This window comes from Caulobacter sp. 73W, from assembly GCF_041021955.1.
GTDB lineage: Bacteria > Pseudomonadota > Alphaproteobacteria > Caulobacterales > Caulobacteraceae > Caulobacter.
This window is the reverse complement of sequence record NZ_CP158375.1, coordinates 816,781-831,709: the sequence shown is the minus strand read 5'-3', so window position 1 is coordinate 831,709 and position 14,929 is coordinate 816,781. Positions and strand designations below refer to the sequence as shown.

General features: G+C 68.8%; 15 protein-coding genes. 10 read left to right on the top strand and 5 right to left on the bottom strand.

Going from position 1 to position 14,929, the window contains the following annotated elements; genetic code table 11:
* Positions 1–24: 24 nt before the first annotated feature.
* From ABOZ73_RS03950 to ABOZ73_RS03930, 5 genes are all read left to right on the top strand, one after another.
* Positions 25–909 carry a crotonase/enoyl-CoA hydratase family protein gene (locus tag ABOZ73_RS03950; protein WP_369060905.1) on the top strand — a complete coding sequence of 295 codons (885 nt, stop codon included), beginning with the start codon at positions 25–27 and terminating at the stop codon, positions 907–909.
* Between the two features lie 336 nt (positions 910–1,245).
* Positions 1,246–1,665: a MucR family transcriptional regulator gene (locus ABOZ73_RS03945; protein ID WP_369060904.1), complete on the top strand. Its 420-nt coding sequence runs from the start codon at positions 1,246–1,248 to the stop codon at positions 1,663–1,665.
* A gap of 392 nt (positions 1,666–2,057) precedes the next feature.
* A complete protein-coding gene (locus tag ABOZ73_RS03940) occupies positions 2,058–2,582 on the top strand; it encodes a PAS domain-containing protein (protein ID WP_369062479.1) in 525 nt (174 codons plus the stop codon).
* 136 nt (positions 2,583–2,718) lie between these two features.
* Positions 2,719–3,087 carry a helix-turn-helix domain-containing protein gene (locus tag ABOZ73_RS03935; RefSeq protein ID WP_369060902.1) on the top strand — a complete coding sequence of 123 codons (369 nt, stop codon included), beginning with the start codon at positions 2,719–2,721 and terminating at the stop codon, positions 3,085–3,087.
* Complete coding sequence (locus tag ABOZ73_RS03930) at positions 3,084–3,779, top strand: DUF6456 domain-containing protein (RefSeq protein ID WP_369060900.1); 696 nt, start codon at positions 3,084–3,086, stop codon at positions 3,777–3,779. Before ABOZ73_RS03935 ends, ABOZ73_RS03930 begins: the two co-directional genes overlap by 4 nt.
* A 169-nt stretch (positions 3,780–3,948) precedes the next feature.
* Here the strand turns inward: ABOZ73_RS03930 and ABOZ73_RS03925 are convergent, their stop codons facing one another.
* The gene (locus ABOZ73_RS03925; protein ID WP_369060899.1) at positions 3,949–4,365 is read right to left on the bottom strand and encodes a SufE family protein; all 417 of its coding nucleotides are present in this window, start codon (positions 4,363–4,365) and stop codon (positions 3,949–3,951) included.
* A gap of 156 nt (positions 4,366–4,521) precedes the next feature.
* The gene (locus ABOZ73_RS03920) at positions 4,522–5,346 is read right to left on the bottom strand and encodes a sensor histidine kinase (RefSeq protein ID WP_369060897.1); all 825 of its coding nucleotides are present in this window, start codon (positions 5,344–5,346) and stop codon (positions 4,522–4,524) included.
* A gap of 183 nt (positions 5,347–5,529) precedes the next feature.
* On the opposite strand from ABOZ73_RS03920, the gene ABOZ73_RS03915 reads away from it, so the two are divergent.
* A complete protein-coding gene (locus ABOZ73_RS03915; RefSeq protein WP_369060895.1) occupies positions 5,530–7,221 on the top strand; it encodes a sensor histidine kinase in 1,692 nt (563 codons plus the stop codon).
* A 157-nt stretch (positions 7,222–7,378) separates the two neighbouring features.
* Here the strand turns inward: ABOZ73_RS03915 and ABOZ73_RS03910 are convergent, their stop codons facing one another.
* On the bottom strand, positions 7,379–8,281 hold the full coding sequence (locus ABOZ73_RS03910) for a hypothetical protein (RefSeq protein ID WP_369060893.1): 903 nt from the start codon (positions 8,279–8,281) through the stop codon (positions 7,379–7,381).
* Positions 8,282–8,346: 65 nt separating this feature from the next.
* Between ABOZ73_RS03910 and ABOZ73_RS03905 the strand changes: the two genes are divergently transcribed.
* Together ABOZ73_RS03905 and ABOZ73_RS03900 are read left to right on the top strand one after the other, a co-directional pair.
* Positions 8,347–8,679, top strand: coding sequence for a DUF1491 family protein (locus ABOZ73_RS03905; RefSeq protein ID WP_369060892.1), 333 nt, complete (start codon positions 8,347–8,349; stop codon positions 8,677–8,679).
* 63 nt (positions 8,680–8,742) lie between these two features.
* On the top strand, positions 8,743–9,111 hold the full coding sequence (locus ABOZ73_RS03900; protein WP_369060890.1) for a hypothetical protein: 369 nt from the start codon (positions 8,743–8,745) through the stop codon (positions 9,109–9,111).
* Here ABOZ73_RS03900 and ABOZ73_RS03895 read toward each other — a convergent pair.
* Positions 9,108–9,248 (bottom strand): hypothetical protein, encoded by a 141-nt coding sequence (locus ABOZ73_RS03895; protein WP_369060889.1) that lies wholly within the window; start codon positions 9,246–9,248, stop codon positions 9,108–9,110. The genes ABOZ73_RS03900 and ABOZ73_RS03895 overlap by 4 nt on opposite strands.
* A gap of 139 nt (positions 9,249–9,387) precedes the next feature.
* Positions 9,388–10,779: an APC family permease gene (locus ABOZ73_RS03890; RefSeq protein WP_369060887.1), complete on the bottom strand. Its 1,392-nt coding sequence runs from the start codon at positions 10,777–10,779 to the stop codon at positions 9,388–9,390.
* Between the two features lie 584 nt (positions 10,780–11,363).
* On the opposite strand from ABOZ73_RS03890, the gene ABOZ73_RS03885 reads away from it, so the two are divergent.
* Complete coding sequence (locus tag ABOZ73_RS03885) at positions 11,364–13,763, top strand: TonB-dependent receptor plug domain-containing protein (RefSeq protein WP_369060885.1); 2,400 nt, start codon at positions 11,364–11,366, stop codon at positions 13,761–13,763.
* Between the two features lie 5 nt (positions 13,764–13,768).
* Positions 13,769–14,875 (top strand): histidinol-phosphate transaminase, encoded by a 1,107-nt coding sequence (locus ABOZ73_RS03880; protein ID WP_369060884.1) that lies wholly within the window; start codon positions 13,769–13,771, stop codon positions 14,873–14,875.
* Positions 14,876–14,929: the final 54 nt, after the last annotated feature.

The window sequence follows — 14,929 nt, the reverse complement described above, 5'->3', positions numbered from 1 at the left end:
CCCCGCAAAACAAGGGAGACCGCCATGGGCGCGCCGAAGTTCGAGACCCTGCTCTATGACGTCCGCGACGGCGTCGCGACCATCACCCTCCATCGGCCGGAGAAGCTGAACGCCTTCACCGCCCGCATGATGAAGGAGCTGATGGAGGCCTTCGACAACACCGACGCCGACGACGCCGTGCGCGCCGTCATCGTCACCGGCTCCGGCCGCGCCTTCTGCGCCGGGGCGGACCTGTCGGGCGGCGGCGCGACCTTCGACCGCACCTCGCCTCAGGCTCTGGAGCGGGAGGAGGGCAAGGTTGGCGACATCTATCGCGACGGCGGCGGCCGCGTGTCCCTGCGCATCTATGACAGCCTCAAGCCGGTGATCGCCGCCGTGAACGGCGCGGCCGTGGGAGTGGGGGCGACCATGCAGCTGCCCATGGACATCCGCCTGGCCAGCGCCGACGCCAAGTTCGGCTTCGTCTTCGCCCGCCGGGGCATCACGCCCGAGGCCTGCTCCTCTTGGTTCCTGCCGCGCCTGGTCGGGCCGCAGACGGCGCTGGAGTGGTGCTTCACCGGCCGCGTCTTCGGCGCGCAGGAGGCGCTGGACCGCGGACTCGTCCGTTCGCTTCATGCTCCGGAGGACCTGCTGTCCGCCGCTGTGGCCCTGGCGCGCGAGATCGCCGACAACACCGCCCCGGTCTCCGTCGCCCTGTCGCGGCAGCTGATCTGGCGCATGGCTGGGGCGGCCCACCCCATGTACGCCCACATGGCCGACAGCCGGGCCATCCAGTCGCGCGGCGCTTCCGGCGACGCCAAGGAAGGGGTGACCTCATTCCTCGAGAAACGGGCCCCGGCCTATCCCGACAAGGTGTCGCGCGATCTGCCCGACATCTGGGAACACTGGGACGATCCCCGGTTCCGCTGATCTCGCCGCGCAAAAGGTGCGGCATTTGGTCTGTAATAAAGGGGCGGCGTTGCTCGCTGGTCTGCGGATCGGCGGGCTGGCCGCCCGGCGTTATTGGGGCCCGGCCCCGCGCCGCTGGACCTGTAGCAAAGGCTATCGAGCGCTGATCTAGTCTTTTAAAGCCCTGCTAGATCAAAAACTGAACCTGGTTACCACATCTGCGTGTATCTTTGTTTTCGAAACAAAGATCATGCCTGTCGCTTGTCTGAATGAGCGACGTTCTATAAGTACGGATTTCCGGACTTCGGAATCAACAATTGATGCGGCGCTTCGCGTCCTCAGCAGAACAAGACGAACATGGACGATAAAGCAGAAATCATCGAGATGACGGCGGATATCGTGTCCGCTTATGTGGGCAACAATTCCGTGTCGGCCTCCGACCTGCCCGCGCTGATCCAGAGCATCCACCGCGCTCTGGCCGACATCGCCACCGGCGCCGAGCCGGTCGAGGTCGCGCCTAAGGAGCCGGCCGTGCCGCTCAAGCGCTCGATCACGCCGGACCACCTCGTCTGCCTCGAGGACGGCCGCAAGTTCAAGTCGCTGAAGCGCCACCTGCGCACCAAGTACAACATGAGCCCCGAGGAATATCGGGCCAAGTGGAACCTGCCCAAGGACTATCCCATGGTCGCCCCGAACTACGCCAAGGCGCGTTCGGACCTGGCCAAGCAGATGGGCCTGGGCCAGGGCGGACGTAAGCCGGCCCGCAAGGGCCGCTAAGCTTCCCAGCCAAGCTTTCGAAACGCCCGTCGTCCTCGCGGACGGCGGGCGTTTTGCGTTTTGGGGCGCGGGGAGGGGATCCTCCTCCTCCGCTCATCCCGGCGAAGGCCGGGATCCAGATCCAGCCCCGATGTAGGCCGACTGAATCGCCTCCGCCCTATTATCTGAGCCCCGGCCTTCGCCGGGGTGAGCGGTTGTGAGTAGGTCAGCTTGGCCGTCGCCTTCCTCTTCCGAGCCCTAAACCCGTCACCCACACGAGAACTGTCGTTTCGGCGCAACGCTGTTGTGCCGTTCTGGCACTTTTCTGGTCTCGTTAACCCTTTTCCGCTTGCTCGCGATTCGTTGGTTGAGCGATAGTTAATCGTCGTGATTCCAACGGCTTGTTCGGGACTCTGGAGATGGTCGCGCAATTGGGCGCTCCGGCCGCGGCGGCTCGGGCCCACCAAGAGATGTTCGCTTACTGGGCGTCCCTGCGTCGGGGCTCCAGGCTGCCCAGCCGTGCGGACATCGATCCGTCCAGCATGAAGCGGCTGCTACCCACGGTCAGCCTGATCGACGTCGTCTCCGACGGTCGTGGCGGGACGGGCCGCGACTACGCCCTGCGCCTGGCCGGCACCGGTCTCTATACGGTCTATGGTCGCGAGATCACCGGCCGCACCCTGGGCGAGGTCTACAGCACCCCGGCCGCGGACTACTGGCGTCATGAATTGGACCGCGTGGTCGACGAGGCCAAGCCCGGCGTCGGCGTCCATAACCTGGCCTGGCGCGGCGCCGCCCACCTGTCGATCCTGTGGCTCCGCCTGCCGCTGTCCTCGGACGGACGGAAGGTCGACATGATCCTGGGCTACGACGCGGTGGTCGGAATGCAGCCCGAGCTTCTCTCCCAATCAGGCATCCGCGCCGCCGACGCGGCCTGACGTCAAACCCGGACGTACCGGGTATTTATTCCTATTGTGGATAACGATAGGAAACTTATCCTCACTCCAAGGCCGCGACCTAAGGTTGCTGTCGTGGCTCGACGCAAAGGGGCGTCCGGGCCGAGGAGAGTAAGGAATGACCGCCCAAACCTATGACGAGCTGCTCGAAGCAGGCCGTGATCCGCGCAAGGATCGCCTGGCCGCCGGCTTCGTGACCAGCCTCGTCGCCATGTCCACGGGCATCTCGCCGCGCGAGATCGCCGCCCGCACCCGGGCCCGTGCCGATGCCGCGCGCGCCCGCCAGATCGCCATGTACCTGACCCATGTGGCCTTCGCCTGGCCCATGGCCCGCGTCGCCGCCGCCTTCGGCCGCGACCGCACCACGGCCAGCCACGCCTGCCACCGGATCGAGGACCTGCGCGACGACGCCGCCTTCGACGCTCGTCTGACCGAGATGGAAGCCTGCTTGCGCCAGGCCCCAGCCGACGCCTGGGCCCCGGCGTGAACCGCGCGGCGGCCCTGCTGGCCCGTCCCGACGCCTGGCTGGAGGCGGCCGGCGAGGCCTACCTCCTGCGCGTCGGTCCGGATCGCCGCCGCCGGCCGCTGCTGCGCCTGGACGAGGCCGCCTTCGCCGCCCTGGCGGCCGATCCCGGTCTCAAACCGCGCGGGCAGGGCGGTTACGTCCTGGCCCGTCCGCCGGCGGCCGACGCCGCCCCCGCCGCCCGGCCCGGCGTCATCGATGGCGAGCGCGTGGTCGCCGAGGCGAACGGCCGCCTCGTGACTCGCCGCGCCAATCTGGGCGAGTCCCCCATCGCCTGGCTGGCGCGCCGCCGCGACCCGCAGGGCCGCCCTTGGCTGACCCCGCTGCAGGCGGCGGCCGGGGAGCGCCTGCGCGACGACTTCATGCGCGCCGGAACCGTGGGCCGCCTGACCATGGCCTGGGACGCCGGCCCGCGCAGCCGCGGCGGCCGTGGTCGGGGTCTGGAGCCCGCCGAACGCGCCCGCGCCGCCAAGGACCGCATCGCCCACGCGCTGGACGCCGCGGGGCCGGGACTGAGGGAGATCCTGGAACGCGTCTGCGGCGCCGGCTCCGCCCTCGACGCCGCCGAACGCGCGCTGGGTCTGCCCCGGCGGTCGGGCAAGACGGTGCTGGTCCTGGCGCTGGACCGGCTGGCTGGGCATTACAGACTGAAGTGAATCCCTCTCCCTTGATGGGAGAAGGGCAGGGGTGAGGGTGACTGCTGAATTTCAGCCTTTGCGTGCTTCGAGACGCGCTATCGCGCTCTCCAGCACGACGAGCTTTGTTACATACTGAACTCGTCATCCTGAGGAGCGGGCTGCAGGCCCGCATCTCGAAGGACGCACACTAAGCCCGCTCCGCGTCCGCCCGGATCCGCGCCACCATCGACGCCAGGCCGTTCGCGCGGCTCATGGACAGCATGTTGGACAGCCCCAGCCGCGCCAGCCCCTCGCGGGCGTCGAAGGCCAGGATCTCGGCGGGGGTGCGGCCGGAATACAGCCGCAGCAGCACGCCGATGATGCCGCGCGGGATCACCGCCTCGCTGTCGCCCCGGAAGACGATCGTGCCGTCGGCCTGCGGCTCGGTCACCAGCCAGGCGGGCGAGGCGCAGCCGCGCAGGGCGTTGGCCTCGGTCTGCTCGGCCGGCGACAGCCGGGGCAGGGCCTTGCCCAGTTCGATAACGTATTCGTACTGCGCGTCGCGATCCCCGATGAGTTCGAACTCGTCGACGATCTCGTTCAGCGTCTGGTCAATGCCGCTCATGCGGGGCGACTTAAGGGGCGCGGGCGACGGGGGCAAGGTCGCTTGATCCTCCCCCGCCGGGGAGGGGGACCACGAAGTGGTGGAGGGGGTAAGACTGGGCGTTGCCTCAGCAGGCTCCCTCCGGCCCTCCGGGCCACTTCCCCCAATGGGGGAGGATCAAACCCCCGGCAGCCTCACGACCGCCTTCAGGCCCTCGCCCCTAGCCGAGACGATCCTCAGCGTCCCGCCCATGGCGTCGCACAGCAGCTGCACGATGGGCAGGCCCAGGCCCGCGCCTTCGGCGGCGCGGCTCAGGGTGCTTTCGCCCTGTTCGAACGGGCGCAGCAGGCGCGGGATGTCATAGGGATCGACGCCCTCGCCGCAGTCCTCGATGGACAGTTCGACCATGTCGCCGTCGCGCTCGGCCCGCACGATCACCGGCGCGCCGGCCGGGGTGTGGGCGATGGCGTTCTGCAGCAGGTTGCCGATGATGGTGCGCAGGCCGCGCGGGTCGGCGCGCACTTCCAGGTCGGCGTCCACCCCGATCAACTCCAGCCACGCGCCGCGCGCGGCCAGTTCGGCGCGCAGGGGCTCGGCGGCTTCTTCCAGGGCCGGGGCCACCGCGTCGGCCGCCAGGGTCAGGTCGACCACGTGGCCTTCCAGGCGCGCGATCTCCAGGATCTGGTTCACCAGCCGCAGCAGGCGATGCCCGCTCTCGTGAACCAGCTTGGCGTACTCCTGGTACTGCGGCTGGCCCATGGGGCCGTACAGCTCCGACGACAGGATCTCGGAAAAGCCGATGATGGCGTTCAGCGGCGTGCGCAGCTCATGGCTGACCATCCGCAGGAACGAGCGCTTTTGGTCGTCCAGGGCGGCCTGGCGGCGGGCGCTCATGCGTTGCAGGCGCGTGGCCGCGCTCTCTGTCGCCCTTGCGGGGACCGGCGCGGGCGCATCGGCGCCGAAGGTCTCGGACAAGGCCGCGCGGGCGGCTTTTTCAGACATGGACCGTTCTGGCCCCCGTTAATCGTTGATGCGACCATGCGCCCTCGCGCTTACGAATCCGTTTCCGTCCACAGAGAAACAGCCGACCGGAGTTCGGCGGGATCGCTCCGGGGTTGTGCGGGCTGCAGAATCCGGACGGAATGCTTATTATCCAGTGGGTTAACCATTAACCGAACCGACGCCGTGAAAGATCGCGCTCTTCATAGCCAGGGACCATCCCGCCGGGCGACCGCCGTCGCCGGCTCGCGGGCGGCCGCCTGGCATGGCGTCTGGCTGGCGGTGACGGTGCTGGCCGGCGCCGGCCTGATCGCCGGCGCGCCCGGCGCGACGGGCTGGCTGCTGTGCGCCCTGGCCGGCGGCGCGGCCCCGGCTCTGGCCGGCCTGACCCTGGACTGGATGGACACCCCCCGCCTGCGTTCGACGCTGCTCGGCATCTGGGCCCTGGGCGCCGCCTGCGCCGTGCTGCTGACCGGCGGAGCCTCAGGCCCGCTGGCCGCCTGGTGCCTGGCGCCCGCCGCCGCCGCCGCCCTGCTGGGCGGTCCGGCCCGTCTGGCCCAGGGCGCGTCCCTGTCGCTGATGGTCGCCGCCCTGGCGATCCTCGCGCCCCTGGCCGGCTTCGCGCCCATCGTGCCCCCCGGCGTGAACAGCCTGTGGCTCGGCGCCCTGGCGCTCGGCACCATCTCCCTCGGCTTCGCGGCCGGTCTCATCCTGCACGGCCGCGGCCTGACCGCCGAGGGCGCGCGCGACTTCACCACCGCCTATCGCCTCAACGCCATGATGCAGGCGCAGCCGAACCTGATCCTGGCCGTCGACCTCGACGGCCGCGTCCAGGCCGCGTTCGGCGACGCGCTCGAGGGTGTCGAGCCCGAGGCCGTGCTGGCCGGCGGCCTCGCCCAGTCCATGGCCATCGAGGACCGCCCCCGGATGGAGGCCGCCCTGCGCAAGGCCCAGGCCGAAGGCCGCGCCGAGGTGGACTTCAGCCCCGCCGGCGCCCTGGACCGCACCATCGCCGCCTCGATCCGCGTCGGACGCGAGGGGGGGCTGGTCGCCAGCCTGCGCGACGCCACCGCCGACCGCGCCCGCGAGGCGGTGCTGGAACAGGGCCGCGCCGACGCCGAGGCGATCGCCGCCAACAAGGCCCGTTTCCTGGCCAATATGAGCCACGAGCTGCGCACGCCGCTCAACGCCATCATGGGCTTCTCGGACATCATGCGCGCCAAGATGTTCGGCCCGCTGCCCGACCGCTACGCCGAGTACAGCGAGCTGATCCACGAGTCCGGCGCCCACCTGCTGGACCTGATCAACGACGTGCTCGACATGTCCAAGATCGAGGCCGAGCGTTTTCAGCTGTCGCGCGAGATCTTCGACGCCCGCGAGGCCGTCTCCGCCGCCCTGCGCCTGATGCGCGTCCAGGCCGACGGCGCGGGGGTCAAGCTGCGCGGCGTCCTGCCGGCCCAGGTGATGGAGGTCGACGCCGACCGCCGCGCCATCAAGCAGATCGCCCTGAACCTGATCTCCAACGCCCTCAAGTTCACGCCCAAGAAGGGCTCGGTCACCGTGTCCACGGCGATCTACGAGGACATGTTCGAACTGATCGTCGCCGACAGCGGCGTGGGCATCTCGCCCGCCGACCTGGAGCGCCTGGGCAAGCCCTTCGAACAGGCCGGCGACAACGAGCGCAAGGCCCAGGGCACGGGCCTCGGCCTCTCCCTCGTCCGCGCCTTCGCGGAACTGCATGGCGGCGTGATGCACATCGAAAGCGTCGTCGGCTCCGGCACTTCGGTCACCGTCCGCCTCCCCGTCGCCATCGGCCTGAAACCCTCCGCCCCCCCGACCATGGGCGGCAACGTCGTGGCCTTCTCGCCGGGGCGGTGACCCCTCTTCTCCTGCCCCGCTTGCGGGGAGGGGGCCATGCGAAGCATGGTGGAGAGGCGCTCTGCTGACGTTCAGAAGAGCGCCCGCTCCGTCTTGTCGCTGACGCGTCGATCCACCTCCCCCGCACGCTGCGCTACGGGGCAGAAGTAGAAGCGGGCTATCTAACCAAGAACGCCCGTCCCGCCGCGAAGTCGCCCACCTCGACATACGCCGTCCTCACCACGTCCCCGCGCGGGCCGGTGAAGACGAACTCCACCGCTATGGCTTCGCGCGGGTCCAGGGCCTCGATGGCGCGGGCGGCGGCTTCGGGGAAGCGGAAGCTCATGCCCTTCTTGGCGCCGCTCGGCAGCAGGGAGGTCTCCGCCCCGCCGCGGGTCTCGGCCAGGAAGGCGCGGGCGGCGCTGCGCGGCGGCAGGCGCACGGCCAGGGGCGCCCTGGAGCCGCCCAGGCTCAGATACGGCCCGTCGGTCTTGGCCACGTCGCGCATGACGATGCGGGCGGTGAAGGGCTGGGCGTTGTCGGCTAAGGCGACCACGGCCATCAGGCTGGTGCGTCCGCCCCCCGCCGGGGTCGACAGGCCGAAGATCATCCGGTCGGCCCCGAAGCTGGCCGGCTGCGAAAGCCGCCACATCCCCTGCTGCTGCGAGATCGAGCGGTCGGCGGTCCAGGCGGCGATCTCGCCCGGATAGCGCTGCATGATCAGGCGGGCATAGCCCTCGAACCCGTCGCGCACCCGCCGCGCCGCCACGGTCATGTCCTTGGACCCGCAGGCCGCGCGCCCCGCCGCCGCCTGGGCTCGTCCGGCGGTCGCGGTGATCTGATCCGGCGTCGCCCCGGCGCGCAGGGCCGCGCCCCGGGCCTGCGCCTGGCCGGACGCCAGGGCCGCCCGCATCTGCGGCGTGAACAGCCGGCAGCGTCCGTCCGCGGCCAGCATCACCGTGCGCTCGAAATAGAGATCCAGGGCCGACGCCGCCCGCGCCGGTCCGCCGGCCCCCGCCACGCCCAGAACAGCCCCCGCAACGGCGGCGGCGAGGGTCAGGATGCGGCGCGGGCTCGTCATGGGGGCGGCGGATCACCTATGCTGTGGCTTCTGCTGTAACCGCCCCGCCGGGATCGCGATAGCCAATGCTTCTTTCCACCGACATTTGGGTCGGCGCCCTGATCCGCCGCGCCCAGCAGCAGGGCGCCTTTGCGGCCGTCTCCCGCAAGGGCGACCCTCAGGCCGGCGCGGTGCTGATCAAGGCGGTGAACCTGCGCGAGCGCACCGCGCGCCTGTACAGCGAGGCCACCCGCGGCGACGGCGAGCGGGTGTGGATGCAGCCGGTCTCCTCCACCGACGAGCCGGAGCTGGACGCCTATATCCAACGCTCCGCCCGCATCGACCCGGACATCTGGGTGGTCGAGATCGAGGACGCCGAGGGCCGCCACTTTCTGGTCGAACCCGTGGAGGCGCGTTAACCGCCTTCCTAAACCGGACTGAAAGCCTGTCCGGTGCATCTTCTTTTCATCATGCTCTTCTTGATGAACGACGTTGTCCTTAGCCTGGACGCGGCCGATCTCGCGCCGCCGCTGTCGCCCGCGCAGCTCGGGGCCCTGAATCTCCAGGCGGTCAGCCGCCTGGGACAGGAGCTGTTTTCGGAAGAGCCCCTGCTGCAACGCAAGGCCGTGGAGCGCGCCCATCGCCTGGCCGCCCTGATCGTCTACATGCAGCCCCAGGTGAACGCCGCCCTGTTCGTGGCCCTGGCCCGCGGCGTCCCTCACGCCGAGGTCGCCGTCCGCTTCGCCAGCCTCGGCGTGGAGATGATGGCCGGCCTCTACGCCCGCCAGAAGGCCGGGGTCCTCACCAACATCGACGCCGACAAGGCCGTCTGGCAGCGCTTCGCGGCTTAGAACAGCACCTCAAACAGCATGTGCACGCCTACGGCCAAGCCGGCCAGCAACGCGAAGCCCAGGCCGAGGCAGGCTGACGGGTGCAGATCGCCCTTGCGACGGGGCGCCAGATGGTGGTCGTGAGGCACATAGGCCATGTCGTTCCTCCGTTTGGCGGGTCTCTGTCGGACCTCTTCCAATGACGGGACGATGACTCCAAATAGCTCTTCTGGCTAGAGAGCTTTCAAACGCCGGTTTGACGCACTTTTCCGACGCCCGTCCAGGCGGCGAAACCGCTCACACTTTCGCCTGACGCGCTTTCGCTAGCTTCGAATGCCTGAACCCGTAGGAGAAGTAGAACACGCAGGCGACCGCGATCCACAGGCCGAACAGCAGGTACGTGTCCCACGGCAGGTTGCGGATGAGGTACAGGCAGAACAGCACGCTCGCTACGGGCAGCAGAGGATAGAGCGGCACTTTGTACTTGCGCTGCAGGTCCGGCCGGGTCCGCCGCAGGATCAGCACGGCCGCCGAGACGATGCCGAACGCGATCAGCGTCCCCATGCTGGTCAGGTTGACCAGGACGTCCAGCGGAACCAGCGCCGCCAGGGTCGCGATGGTGACCGCGACCACGATGGTATTGATGCGCGGCGCCCCTTGGCTGTCCAGCTTCTGCATGACCTTCGGCATCAAGCCGTCGCGGCTCATGGCGTACAGGATCCGCGTCTGGCCATAGATGGTCACCAGGGTGATCGAGAAGATCGACGCGATGGCCCCCAGGCACAGCACCAGCGAGGGCCACGAGGCCCCGGTGATGTTGCGCAGGATCACCGCCAGCCCGGCGTCCTGACCCTCGAATTGTTCCCAGGGCTGCGCGCCCACGGCGGCCAGGGCCACCAGGATGTAGACGCCCGTGACGATCACCAGCGACAGCACGATTCCCAGGGGCAGGTTGCGCTCGGGATCCTTGACCTCCTCAGCGGCGGTCGAGACCGTGTCGATGCCGATATAGGAGAAGAAGATCGAACTGGCCGCCGCCCCGATCCCCGCCACGCCCAGCGGCGCGAACGGCCGCAGGTTCTCAGCCGAGAACGCCGTGAACGCCATGACGATGAAGAAAACCAGCACCGCCAGCTTGGCCGCCACCAGGATGGCGTTGACCAGCATGCTCTCCTTCGCCCCGCGCAGCAGCAGCACCGCGCACATCAGCACCAAGAACACCGCCGGCAGGTTGACCACCCCGCCCGCGCCCGGCGGCTGGGCGATGGCGTCCGGCATCCGCCAGCCGCCCACGTCGAACAAAAGCTCGTTCAGATACTGCCCCCAGCCCACCGCGATGGCCGAGGTCGACACCGCGTACTCCAGCAGCAGGCACGACCCGACGACGAACGCCACGAACTCGCCCAGGGTCGCGTAGGTATAGGAATAGGCCGATCCCGACGCCGGGATGATCGAGGCCAGCTCGGCGTAGCACAGGGCCGTCAGCCCGGCCGTGATCCCGGCCAGCACGAAGGCGACCGTCACCGCCGGCCCCGCCTCGGGCACGGCCGTGGTCAGGGCCACGAAGATGCCGGTTCCGATGGTCGCCCCGATGCCCAGCATGACCAGCTGCAGCAGACCCATGGTCCGGTGCAGGCTGTCCGGCTCGCCCCCGATGGGCTTGCGGCGGAAAAGGTCGCTGAGCTGCATGGGTGCTGATCCCGGCCCCTGATGAGGCGCGGCTTATAGGCCGGGCGAGGGGGCGGGGGAAGGTGGGTTACGCCCCCTTCGCCGGGATGAGCGGAGCGGGGGAAGCGCGCCGATTGCCCATGGGGGAAGGCAGCCCCGCGGTGGGGCGGCGGCCGTCTGGTCTGCGTTGCGCTTGGCGTCGGCTGGCGAAGTTCTCTAGCCCTATATCGGGAAGCCGCCAATGCAGTACTGCTCAAAATTGGTATGAGTAACTGCGACGGATTTTGAATTTAATGGAGTCATAGGCGGCGGATTGTTGATTCACCATAAACATCGCCGACTAGCTTTTCTCGGTTTCGACTATAGCTCTGATCGTCAATTCAGCGGGTGGGATCCCCTAACTGGCGCGGAAGAGCAACTATAACGTGGTTCGAGGGCCATGGATATTGATCTTGATCAACTTCGGCGTCATCGCGTGCGCGGGCGACTGCCTGGGGTGGTGAAATCGTAGACTTTCACAAATCCGTTCCGCTAAACGTCACGGAACCGACCCAAGACGCGGTCTAGGTGTCCCGCCCATTCCAAACAGACCCCGGGGATGGGCCATGACCTTGAAGACCACCGCCGCGTGGGCGGTTCTCGCCGCCGCTATTGCGGCTCCCGCTTTCGCTCAGACTGCGCCCGCCGCTTCCGCCGCCGACGCCGCCAGCCAGCTGGACGAGCTGATCGTCACCGGCACGCGCCGCGCCGACCGCACCGCCTATGACGCCATCACGCCGGTGGACGTGGTCTCGGCCCAGGCCCTGCAGAACGTCGTCTCCGACCAGGTGACCGACAAGCTGGTGGCCATCACCCCGTCCTTCAACGTCCTGCGCAACCCGACCGCCGACGGCCAGCAGTATGTGCGCCCAGCCACCCTGCGCGGCATGGCGGCTCACCACACCCTGGTTCTGGTCAACGGTAAGCGCTTCCACCGCTCGGCTTTCCTCAGCGGCAACGTCCAGGCGCCCGACCTGGCCTCGATCCCATCCATCGCGCTGGGCCGCATCGAAGTGCTGCGCGACGGCGCCTCGGCCCAGTACGGCTCGGACGCCATCGCCGGCGTCATCAACCTCATCCTGTCCGACGAAGAAGGCTTCTACGGCACGGTCCAGGGCTCTCAGTACTATGAGGGCGACGGCCGCATGATCGAGACAGCCGCCCGCTATGGCCTGAACATCGGCGACAACGGCCGCCTGGTGGCCAGCGTCACCTACACCGACGGCGAGCCGACCTCGCGCACCCGTCAGCGTCCCGACGCCATCGCCTTCCAGAACGCCAACCCGACCCTGAACGTGCCGAACCCGGTCCAGCGCTGGGGCCAGCCGGAGCGTCAGGTCCTGCGCGGTTCGCTGAACCTGAACCTGCCGATCAACGACCAGATCGAGCTGTACGGCTTCGCCACCTACGCCGACAGCACCGGCGTCAACGACTTCAACTGGCGCAACCCGGCCACCGACGGCGCCTACCGCATCACCGCCGTCTTCCCGGGCTGGAACCTGCGCTCGATCTATCCGACCGGCTTCTCGCCGCAGTTCGGCCAGGACGAGACCGACTACCAGCTGAACGGCGGCTTCCGCGGCGAACTGGCCAACCTCGGCCTGACCTGGGACGCCAGCGCCTCCTTCGGTCGTGACGAGATCAGCTACTTCCTCGACAACTCGATCAACGCCTCGTTCGGTCCGCAGTCGCCGCGCAACTTCAAGCCCGGCACTCTGATCCAGGAAGAGCAGAACCTGAACCTGGACTTCAACAAGACCCTGGCCATGGGCTGGCTGTCGGCCCCGGCCAACCTGGCCTTCGGCGCCGAGCGTCGCGTCGAGACCTACGCCATCGAAGCCGGCGACCCCTTCTCCTGGCAGATCGGCCCGGGCGCCGCGGCGGGCCTGCCGTCGGGCTCCAATGGCTTCCCGGGCTACAGCCCGACCCAGGCCGGCGAGTGGGACCAGGACAGCTGGGCCGTCTACGCCGACCTCGACCTGCCGATCACCGAGCAGTTCTCGGCTGACGTCGCCGTCCGCCACGAGGACTTCTCCACCTTCGGCTCAACCACCGACTACAAGGTGGCCGCCCGCTTCGACGTGAACGACAACATCGCCTTCCGCGGCGCCTTCTCCACCGGCTTCCGCGCCCCGACCCCGGCCCAGGTCTTCTCCAGCCGCACCTCGCAGGGCCTGGACACCACGACCCTGCGCCTGTTCACCACCGGCCGCCTGTCGCCGCTGGATCCGGTGGCGGTTTTCTTCGGCGCCAAGCCGTTGCAGCCTGAGCAGGCCCAGAACGTGTCGCTGGGCGTCACCGCCCGCAAGGGCGGCTTCACCGGCTCGATCGACTACTACCGCGTCGAGGTGAAGGACCGCCTGGCCAACTCGCCGAACTTCACGGTGACCCCGGCCATCCGCGCCCAGCTGATCGCCGCCAACGTCCCCGGCGCGGACGTGCTGACCACCATCAGCTACTTCGTGAACTCGACAGACACCAAGACCCAGGGCATCGACGTCGTCGGCTCCTACCGCATGCCGATGGGCCCGGGCGACCTGACCCTGACCGCCGCCTACAACTACAATGATACCAAGCTGGAAAAGGCCGTCGTCGCGGTGTCGGAGCTGACCCGCCAGAACCTCGAAAACGGTCTGCCGCAGCACACCGGCAACTTCACCGCCGACTACACCTTCGGCCAATTCAACCTCATGGGCCGGGTCCGCTACTTCGGCGAATGGACCGACGCTCAGTTCCAGGATTCCAAGAACCTCATCCAGGACTTCGGAGCCCAGGTGCTGTTCGACCTGGCGGTCACCGCCGAGGTGCGTGAAGGCGTGAAGATCACCGTCGGCGCCGAGAACCTGTTCGACACCTATCCGGACGAGGCGACTTTCCAGGCGTCGCGCGGCCTGATCTATTCGCGCAACGCCGTCTACGACACCGACGGCGGCCGCTACTACGCCCGTCTGGCCGTGAAGTTCTAAGCACCATGAGCACCTGCAGCCGTCGCGATCTGCCTGGCCTCCTGGCCGTCACTGGCGCCCTGGCGACCTCGTTCGCCTTCGCCGAGACCGCCTCGGCTGCGGGGCCTTTGGCCAATGCAATAGTGGGCCCCCTGAACATCACCGAAAACCCCCACGGTCCGCCCGCGCGGGCCGTGGAGGCGGCGCGCAAGGTCGTGCACACCGCCGCCAACTATCCGCATGAAGAAGAGGCGCGGCTGATCGCCAAGATCGCCGCCGAGAACGGCCTCAAACCCGAGAACGTGGTCATCACCACGGGCTCTCTGGAGATGCTGTCGCTCATTACCGCCTTCTGGACCCAGGGCGGCGCCCAGCTGCTGCCGGCCCTGACCTACGATACCCACGCCAAGTACGCCGCCCGCCAGGGTCTGCCGAACCGCCGGGCGCCCATGGCCGCCGACCACCAGATCGACTTCGCCGCCATGACTGCTGCTCTCGGGCCAGACGTGAAGCTGGCCTATGTCTGCAACCCCAACAATCCGACCGGCCTGCTGGCCGACCCAGCCGCCCTGCGCGCCTGGTGCCGCCAGACGGCGAAGACCGTCCCGGTGGTGGTCGACGAGGCCTTCATCGATCTGCTGCCCAACCCCGAGGTTCACAGCGTCGCCGACCTGGTGCGCGAGGGGCATGACGTCATCGTCGCCGGCACCTTCTCCAAGGCCTATGGCCTGGCCGGCCTGCGCGTCGGCTACGCCCTGGCGCGGCCCGACCGGGCCATGAAGATCCGCAGCGTCTTGGCCACCTCGCACAACACCCCGGCCCTGGTCGCCGCCGAGGCCGCCTACAAGGACCGCCCCTACCTGGCCGCCGCCGCCGCCACGACCGCCAAGGGCCGCCAGATCATCGAAGGCGCCTGCAAGGCCGCGGGCATCCGCACCACGCCGTCCGTCGCCTCCTACCTCTGGGCCGACCTGGGGCCGGACGCGGCGGGCGTCCTGAAACGCCTGGAAACCAAGGGCGTGCTCCTGCGCCAATTCGGCAACTCCTATCCCCAGTGGGCGCGGATCGCGGTGCGCGAACCGGAAGCCTTGGCCGCGTTCGTGCGCGAACTGCCTGGGGCGGTGAGGGGATGAACCTTCCCCTCCCCCTTGAACGGGGGAGGAGAGGCGTTGTAAGGCCGCCTTCAG

What these genes read in the sequence shown, in the direction of transcription:
- ABOZ73_RS03950 (WP_369060905.1), top strand. Translation starts at nt 25, where the DNA reads ATGGGCGCGCCGAAGTTCGAGACCCTGCTCTATGACGTCCGCGACGGC.
- ABOZ73_RS03945 (WP_369060904.1), top strand. Translation starts at nt 1,246, where the DNA reads ATGGACGATAAAGCAGAAATCATCGAGATGACGGCGGATATCGTGTCC.
- ABOZ73_RS03935 (WP_369060902.1), top strand. Translation starts at nt 2,719, where the DNA reads ATGACCGCCCAAACCTATGACGAGCTGCTCGAAGCAGGCCGTGATCCG.
- ABOZ73_RS03925 (WP_369060899.1), bottom strand. Translation starts at nt 4,365, where the DNA reads ATGAGCGGCATTGACCAGACGCTGAACGAGATCGTCGACGAGTTCGAA.
- ABOZ73_RS03920 (WP_369060897.1), bottom strand. Translation starts at nt 5,346, where the DNA reads ATGTCTGAAAAAGCCGCCCGCGCGGCCTTGTCCGAGACCTTCGGCGCC.
- ABOZ73_RS03910 (WP_369060893.1), bottom strand. Translation starts at nt 8,281, where the DNA reads ATGACGAGCCCGCGCCGCATCCTGACCCTCGCCGCCGCCGTTGCGGGG.
- ABOZ73_RS03905 (WP_369060892.1), top strand. Translation starts at nt 8,347, where the DNA reads ATGCTTCTTTCCACCGACATTTGGGTCGGCGCCCTGATCCGCCGCGCC.
- ABOZ73_RS03900 (WP_369060890.1), top strand. Translation starts at nt 8,743, where the DNA reads ATGAACGACGTTGTCCTTAGCCTGGACGCGGCCGATCTCGCGCCGCCG.
- ABOZ73_RS03895 (WP_369060889.1), bottom strand. Translation starts at nt 9,248, where the DNA reads ATGGCCTATGTGCCTCACGACCACCATCTGGCGCCCCGTCGCAAGGGC.
- ABOZ73_RS03890 (WP_369060887.1), bottom strand. Translation starts at nt 10,779, where the DNA reads ATGCAGCTCAGCGACCTTTTCCGCCGCAAGCCCATCGGGGGCGAGCCG.
- ABOZ73_RS03885 (WP_369060885.1), top strand. Translation starts at nt 11,364, where the DNA reads ATGACCTTGAAGACCACCGCCGCGTGGGCGGTTCTCGCCGCCGCTATT.
- ABOZ73_RS03880 (WP_369060884.1), top strand. Translation starts at nt 13,769, where the DNA reads ATGAGCACCTGCAGCCGTCGCGATCTGCCTGGCCTCCTGGCCGTCACT.